4 protein-coding genes are annotated in these 7,323 nt (G+C 40.1%); 3 read left to right on the forward strand and 1 reads right to left on the reverse strand.

Going from position 1 to position 7,323, the window contains the following annotated elements; translation table 11 throughout:
• Positions 1-42: 42 nt before the first annotated feature.
• On the reverse strand, positions 43-3,030 hold the full coding sequence (locus GYV61_RS02935) for a TIM-barrel domain-containing protein (protein WP_174794720.1): 2,988 nt from the start codon (positions 3,028-3,030) through the stop codon (positions 43-45).
• Positions 3,031-3,187: 157 nt separating this feature from the next.
• Between GYV61_RS02935 and nagA the strand changes: the two genes are divergently transcribed.
• From nagA to GYV61_RS02950, 3 genes are all read left to right on the forward strand, one after another.
• Positions 3,188-4,342, forward strand: a complete 1,155-nt coding sequence (gene nagA / locus GYV61_RS02940; protein WP_174794721.1) for an N-acetylglucosamine-6-phosphate deacetylase — start codon at positions 3,188-3,190, stop codon at positions 4,340-4,342.
• Positions 4,343-4,544: 202 nt separating this feature from the next.
• On the forward strand, positions 4,545-6,188 hold the full coding sequence (locus GYV61_RS02945) for a malolactic enzyme (RefSeq protein WP_174794722.1): 1,644 nt from the start codon (positions 4,545-4,547) through the stop codon (positions 6,186-6,188).
• Positions 6,189-6,194: 6 nt separating this feature from the next.
• A complete protein-coding gene (locus tag GYV61_RS02950) occupies positions 6,195-7,160 on the forward strand; it encodes an AEC family transporter (RefSeq protein ID WP_122026570.1) in 966 nt (321 codons plus the stop codon).
• Positions 7,161-7,323 lie beyond the last annotated feature (163 nt).

Genomic DNA, 7,323 nt, shown 5'->3' on the forward strand with positions numbered 1-7,323 from the left:
GGAGCTCAGTACATATTAATTTCGTGTTTTTCTTATATTTAGTTATCTTTTTGCCCTGAAAAAGATAATTTCTCTTGCTGCAACAATTGGACCGGATGATTGATAAATCGTCAGATGCACTTTTTTAGCGCGCACATCCCGCAAGCCTACTACCTTGTTTTTAGTATCAGCCTTCCACTGTAAGTGGTCTGCGTAAGTAGTGTAGTTTGCACCATCTGTTGAAACAGCAATTGAAACAACAAGAGGATCACCATTATGATCAATATTCCGGGGCACAAAAACCATTCTGCTTAGCTTTTCAACCTTTTCAAAGCTAAAAGTTAATTCCAGCGGTTGTTCAGGTGAAACAGTTTGGCTAGTTTGCCATTCGCTCGCCAATTTCAGGTCAGTCAAATAGGACAGGGGATGGTTTTCTTTACTATCACAGTTGCTGGTTACCTCAATGTTTTCAATTGCATAGTCTTTAGCGGCGTGTTTCGTAATAACGCCGAAAAGGTCAGACCATTCAGAAACTTTATTTTTAATGGCATAACGCATTCTAATAATATAGCGGGTATTAGGCGCTAACTCATGAAAAGTAAAACTTTTGCCGGTAATGCCAACATAAAGAAGATTATTAATTTCAATCTGCACGGCACTCTCATGAGGCCAGGCAAGTTCAAATGAATGAGCCGAGATCTTACTTGAATCTACTGCCGGTAGTTTTGGTGACGGCAAGACGCCACTGGTAATTTCGTGTACTAACACGTTTTTGCCATAGTTGAAGTTGCGGACTGTGATTTCTATTTCAGTGGCGGTAATATCTCTAGCGGCTAATTTTATTTGCAGCGCAGTCTGCGTGTTCTTATGGTATTTTTTAAACTCATCGAGGCCGTAATTAGTATTATAAAAAATACCTTCATGAGCATGATTGAAAGCATCCAACGAGCCGTATTCTTCTATGGGGACAACTTGATCATTAATTTTAATAGTTACAGCATCAGGGTAAGAATCGCACATAATTGTCAGACTGGTAGGTTGTTCAATGAATTTCTTTGTCAAGTTACCCTCAGTCGGTGCAATAGTGACCATCAGCTTTTCCTGTTCAACTTTACTGCAGATTTTAGTAATGTAACTGTTACTTGCAGCAATTGTCCCATCATCGTCATAGCTAATGGCTTCACTCTGCTCTTGGGGATAAAGTAGAAAATCACGTTTATTCCAGTCGAAAATACTGCCACCCCGAACAAAAACCGGCAGATGCCATAGTGGAAAAGTTAAGTTATTGTAGACCTTGCCACCAGCATATTTTTTACCGGTAAAAAGGTCGATCCACAGCGTTTTTTTGCCTGGCAAATATAAATTATCTTTACGAGAATCACCATTTTTGTTTTCGCGACCATTTGTAATAGGAGCAACTAAAAGGTCGGGCCCCAACATAAACTCGTTGCCAAACTGGGCTGTATAATTAGCGCGTTCATCAGGAAACTCGCTAAATAGTGGCCGCATAATTAGCTCGCCGCTTTTTGCCCGTTCATTTAACGTATAAATGTAACTGGCTAAGTGCTGACGCAATTTAAGATAAGCCAGATTAATTTCAGTTATTTTCTTATTATAAGCAAACGGGTTTTTACTGAAATTACCCTGATCATCAAAGTTAAATAGTAAAGCGGTAAAACTTTTCCATTCAAAGTCACGGACATTGATTTGAGCGTTGCCGCCGCCTTGCAGACCATCAACCGCTGCCCCAACTAAAGGCTGACCGGAAAGATTTGCTCCCAGTAATCCCGCAACTTGATTAGTAATATTGTCCCAGTTACCACCAACACCACCAAAAATTAGTGCGGCGTTTTTTTGCATGCCGGTACTGCCACTATCAGCTAGCACTAATGGCCGCTCTTTTTGTGATTCACTTTGGAGTTTTGCCGTATCTTGAGCTGCTTCGTCAGATGCAGTATAAGTAAAGTCAGTTTTTTCAGGTAGATCAACTTCACCCTGATGCCAAAATCCGGGATGAACACCCTGAGTTTGCGCGTATTCATTAAAGAAACTAAGAGCCTGCTCATTTTCGGGTTGCTCGCCATAATTAGGGACAAACCAGCTTATTGGAAAATGCATGGCGTGATAGCGATCAATTAGCGCCCTTGCTGAAAACTGGTAGTTTTCTTCCCCATTAAGTGAGGCCTTACCCGAAGCGGCATTTTCATCTTTAGTACGGGTATAATAATTGTTGCCAATTTTGCTGGCATTTCGCTCTTGGGCATGGCTTGGCTGCCATAAGGTCGTGCAAAAATTGCCGATATGGCCGAGACCTAAAGCATATTTAGGCAGTAACATCGGCTTGCCCGTTAAAGTGAAATAGCGCTGTAAAATTTCATTGGGGGTAGTGCCAAGGAGGTAAAAAGTGTCAAAAACAGCATCTTGATGAGCGAGGACGGTAACTCCCCGCTGGGTTTTACCAAAATCATAGCTTCCCGCTGCAGTGGTATTTCTTAATTCGCCATAACCGGCATTCGACCAGAAAAAGGGGACAGGCATGATCACGCCGCCTTTTCCCGTTATTTGATCATGCTTAATTGCGATTTTATGACCTTTATGACTAAAATAACCGTTTTGCAGTCCGCCACCGTAGAAAAATTCGTTTTGGTTTTCTGCTAAAAATTCCCGCGTTTCGTTTTCACTAAATTCGAGCGGCTGCGACTGACGCATCCTATTATGATGCAGCGATTCATCAAAAATACTGAGCACAGCCGGATTTTGACCGAAGATAATTTGATAGTTGCCTGTATGAATGATTAAGGAATCGTTGGTAGCTCTGACCTGAGAATTGGTAAAAGCAGTATTATCAAATTGGGACAGCTGAACGTTTGCGGTCCGATTTTCACTAAAATTTTGCTCTGGATCAATTAAAAGACGAAAAATACCGTCAGCTAAGACGTAAAAGTGCGCAATTTCGCCAGTGGCAAAGTGTAATTCATAATAGTGGTCACACTTGCTGGCACCAGTAAGTGCTCCCAATGAGTGTTTATTTGTTTGCGTATTTTGAATCATGATTTTTGCTTCCTAATTAGTTACCTACACCACTATTATAACTAAAAAACTAAAACTTTCCGTACTATTTGAAATTGAACTGGTAAAGACCAGTTGATTAAGCTAAAATGAAACTATAAGTAAGAGGTTTATTTTATAAAAGAAAGGCCAAAATATTATGACTTATTATATTCATGCAGATAAATTCTTTCTTGAAAATGTAACTGAACAAGGTGGTTACTTAGAAGTACAAGATGATGGCAAATTCGGCTTTTATTATACTGAAGACCAAAAGCCGGAAGGTAAAATTATCGATTATAAAGGTAAGTGGATAGCACCGGGACTTGTTGACACTCACGTTCACGGTTCACTAAAAGAAGACGTAATGAAAAGTGACTGGGCAGGAATTAACCACTTGTCAGAAGGCTTTTTGCGTTCAGGTGTTACCAGCTGGTTGCCAACGACTTACACTGCCGGTGCTGATACATTAAGCAAAATTTGTCAGATGTTTGGCGCCCATAAGGGTGAAGAAACTGGTGCTAAAATTCAGGGACTTCACTTTGAAGGACCATACTTTACTGCAGAACATGCTGGTGCGGAAAACCCTAAATACTTGCTTGACCCTGATATTAACCAGTTTAATCAATGGCGCGAAGAATCAAAAGGACTTTTAAATAAAATTTCTCTTGCTCCTGAAAGAAAAGGTGCTAAAGAATTCATTCGTGCAGCTGTTAAAGAGGGTGTAGTTGTAGCTTTAGGACACTCAAGCGCTACTTTTGCAGAAGCTAAAGCTGGTGTTGAAGCTGGTGCCACTATGTTTACTCATACCTTTAACGGGATGCCTGATCCGTCACACCACGATACATCAATTTCTAACGCGGCAATGGCGCTGCATAATGTGACAGATGAGTTGATCTGTGACGGTCACCATGTTCAAAAAGAAATGGTACGGGCATTAGTTCAGCTTAAAGGTGCCGAACATATTTGCTTGATCACAGACTGTATGGAAGCTGGCATGATGCCTGATGGTGACTACATGTTAGGTGAGTTGCCGGTTTACGTTAAGGAAGGTATGGCGCGCTTAAAGGGTGGCAATAATTTAGCCGGCAGTATTTTACAATTAAAGACTGCAGTTAAAAATGTTGTTGACTGGAACGTTGCTACGCCGGAAGAAGCAATCATGATGGCCTCTTACGTACCGGCTAAGAGCGCTCATGTTTTAGATAAATGTGGTTCAATTGCTCCTGATAAGGACGCTGATTTCTTAGTATTAAACCCAGATATGACTTTAAGCGAAACTTACTTAAATGGTGAATCACGTTACAAAGCATAATATGACTAATCGATTAAATTATAAAAAGCCAATTCATCAAGTTGAATTGGCTTTTTGCTTGCTATTATTAACTATATTTAGCTCTTTATTATACACTATACGCTTTTACTATAAGTTAAATTAATTGCACTTTTTTCACCCCGGATATAGTCTAATCATATAGTGCGTGCTATTAATAATTAAATAGACGGAGAGTGAGAAAATGGCTAAAACAGGACAAGATAGGTTGAATGACCCATTTTTGAATAAAGGGACTGCTTTTACAGAAGAGCAGCGAGAACAATATCATTTAGTAGGGATGTTGCCGCCAAAGGTGCAGACTCTTGAAGAACAAGCTCGCGAAGTTTATTTACAATACCAGGAAAAGTCAACGAATCTAGAAAAACGAATTTTTCTAATGACGATTTTTAATACTAACCGCGTGCTGTTCTTTAAAATTTTTAGTGAACATGTCACTGAAGTTATGCCTATTGTGTATGACCCGACAATAGCTGAAACTATTGAAAATTACAGTCATTTGTTTGTGAATCCGCAATATGCCGCATTTTTGTCAATTAATGAACCGGATAAAATGGCAGAAACTTTAAGAAATGCAGCAGATGGCCGTGATATTAAGTTAATTGTAGTTACCGATGGTGAAGAAATATTAGGAATCGGTGACTGGGGCACTCAAGGCGTCGACATTTCTGTTGGCAAGTTGATGGTTTATACTGCTGCAGCTGGTGTTGACCCGGCGTGCGTATTGCCAGTAGTTCTTGATGTTGGTACTAATAACGACAAATTACTTAATGATTCCCTTTACTTAGGCAACCATCAGCGTCGGGTGAATGGAGATCCTTATTACCAATTTGTTGATCGCTTTGTGCAAACTGTAGAAAAGCTGTTTCCGGGACTATATTTACATTTTGAGGATTTTGGCAGAGATAATGCTGATAATATTTTAAAACATTATCGTGATCATATTCTAACCTTTAATGATGATATTCAGGGTACTGGAGTCATTGTTTTGGCTGGTATCTTGGGAGCCTTAAAGATTAGCGGACAAAAGTTAATCGAGCAAAAGTATGTCTGCTTTGGTGCCGGAACTGCTGGTACAGGAATCGTTGAGCAAGTCTATGCCGAGATGCTGCAAGCAGGATTACAACCTGAAGAAGCACGCAAGCACTTTTACTTAGTGGATAAACAAGGATTGCTTTTTGAAGATACACCCGATTTAACGCCAGCGCAAAAGCCTTTCGTGAGAAAACGTTCTGAGTTCAGTAATGCTGACCAGCTTAAAGATTTAAAGAGTGTCGTGCAGGCAGTTCACCCTGACATTTTAGTAGGAACTTCAACCCGTTCAGGTGCTTTCACCCAGGATATTGTGACGGAAATGGCTGCCCATACTGACCGGCCAATTATTTTCCCATTATCAAACCCAACTCAATTAGCAGAAGCAAAAGCAGAAGATTTAATTCACTGGACTAAGGGCAAAGCCTTGGTAGCAACTGGTATTCCTGCTGATCCAGTTGAATATAATGGCGTCAAGTATGAAATAGGCCAGGCCAATAATGCCTTGGTCTATCCTGGACTTGGTCTGGGTGCCTTGGCAGTTAATGCCAAGATTTTAAGCGATGAGATGATCAGTGTAGCGGCTCACTCACTTGGCGGCATTGTTGATTCCAGTAAACCCGGTGCAGCCGTGTTACCACCTGTGGAAAAACTAAATGTCTTTTCCCAAACTGTAGCAAAAGCTGTGGCTAACAAGGCCATTGCCGACCATCTTAACCAGAACGATTATCAAGATGGTGACAAGGCAGTGGCTGCACTTCGCTGGGCGCCTGAATATAAAGATGAGCAGGAGTGAGAATAAATGCAAGCCTTTATTACTTCATTAACTAGCGTTGTTGAGCTGTTACTTGTAATTGCTTTAGGATATTGGCTGCGCACCAGTGGCAAACTGGGCGATCAGTTTAAGGGCAATATTTCTTATTTGATTATGAATATTGCTCTGCCTGCTTCAATTTTTGTTTCTGTTTTAAAATATTTGAATCGACAAAAATTGTTCGGTTTAACAGGTGGCTTAATCTATGCCATTATCTGCTTTGCCCTAAGTTATTTGTTTGCCTGGTTATTATGCAAGGTTTTGCGAATTCGCAAGGGTCGTCGTGGAACTTTTATTAATGCCATTACGAACGCCAATACTATTTTTATTGGCCTACCATTAAATATTGCCTTATTTGGGCAAAAAAGTATGCCATACTTTTTAATTTATTATGTGTTAAATACGGTTTCTACCTGGGCAATTGGTGTCTTCTTCATTTCTAGTGATGATCCGACCGCGCAAAAGAACAAGCAGCAAAAATTCAACTGGAAAAAGTTGCTGCCAGCACCATTAGTGGGATTTCTAATTGCCTTAATTTGCTTATTAGTTGAAGTGCCAATTCCTGGCTGGATTACTGCTGTATTGAGCATGGTCGGCGGCATCGTCACCCCAATGTCACTGATCTATATTGGTATTATATTGGCAGATGCTGGTTTGAAGTCAATCCACCTTGACCGTGATACTATTTGGGCATTACTAGGTCGCTTTATTCTAGTACCAGCTTTAATGATGATTTTAATTGTTGTTGGTGCAAATTGGTTGCCAGCTTTGACAGGTCTAGCTAAACAAACCTTAGTTGTGCAATCTGCTACTCCAGCATTGGCAGTTTTGCCAATCTTAGTGGGTGAATCGCACGGGGATGTGCAATACGCTACCAACGTTGTGACCACCTCAACGGTCTTATTCGTAATTGTTGTTCCACTAGTTTTGGAAATCACACAAATACTAATATAATTAATGAGAATTTTATATTATAAAAACCCGTCTTTGATGAAGTTAACCCCTAGAATTGGACAAAGATTCCAATTCGGGGGTTTTCTTATGTCTAAATATTTACTAAAAACAAAATTAGAAGCAGTAGATTTGTATCAAAGAGGATTTAGCACAAAAGAAATTC

The organism is Lactobacillus melliventris (assembly GCF_013346935.1).
GTDB lineage: Bacteria > Bacillota > Bacilli > Lactobacillales > Lactobacillaceae > Lactobacillus.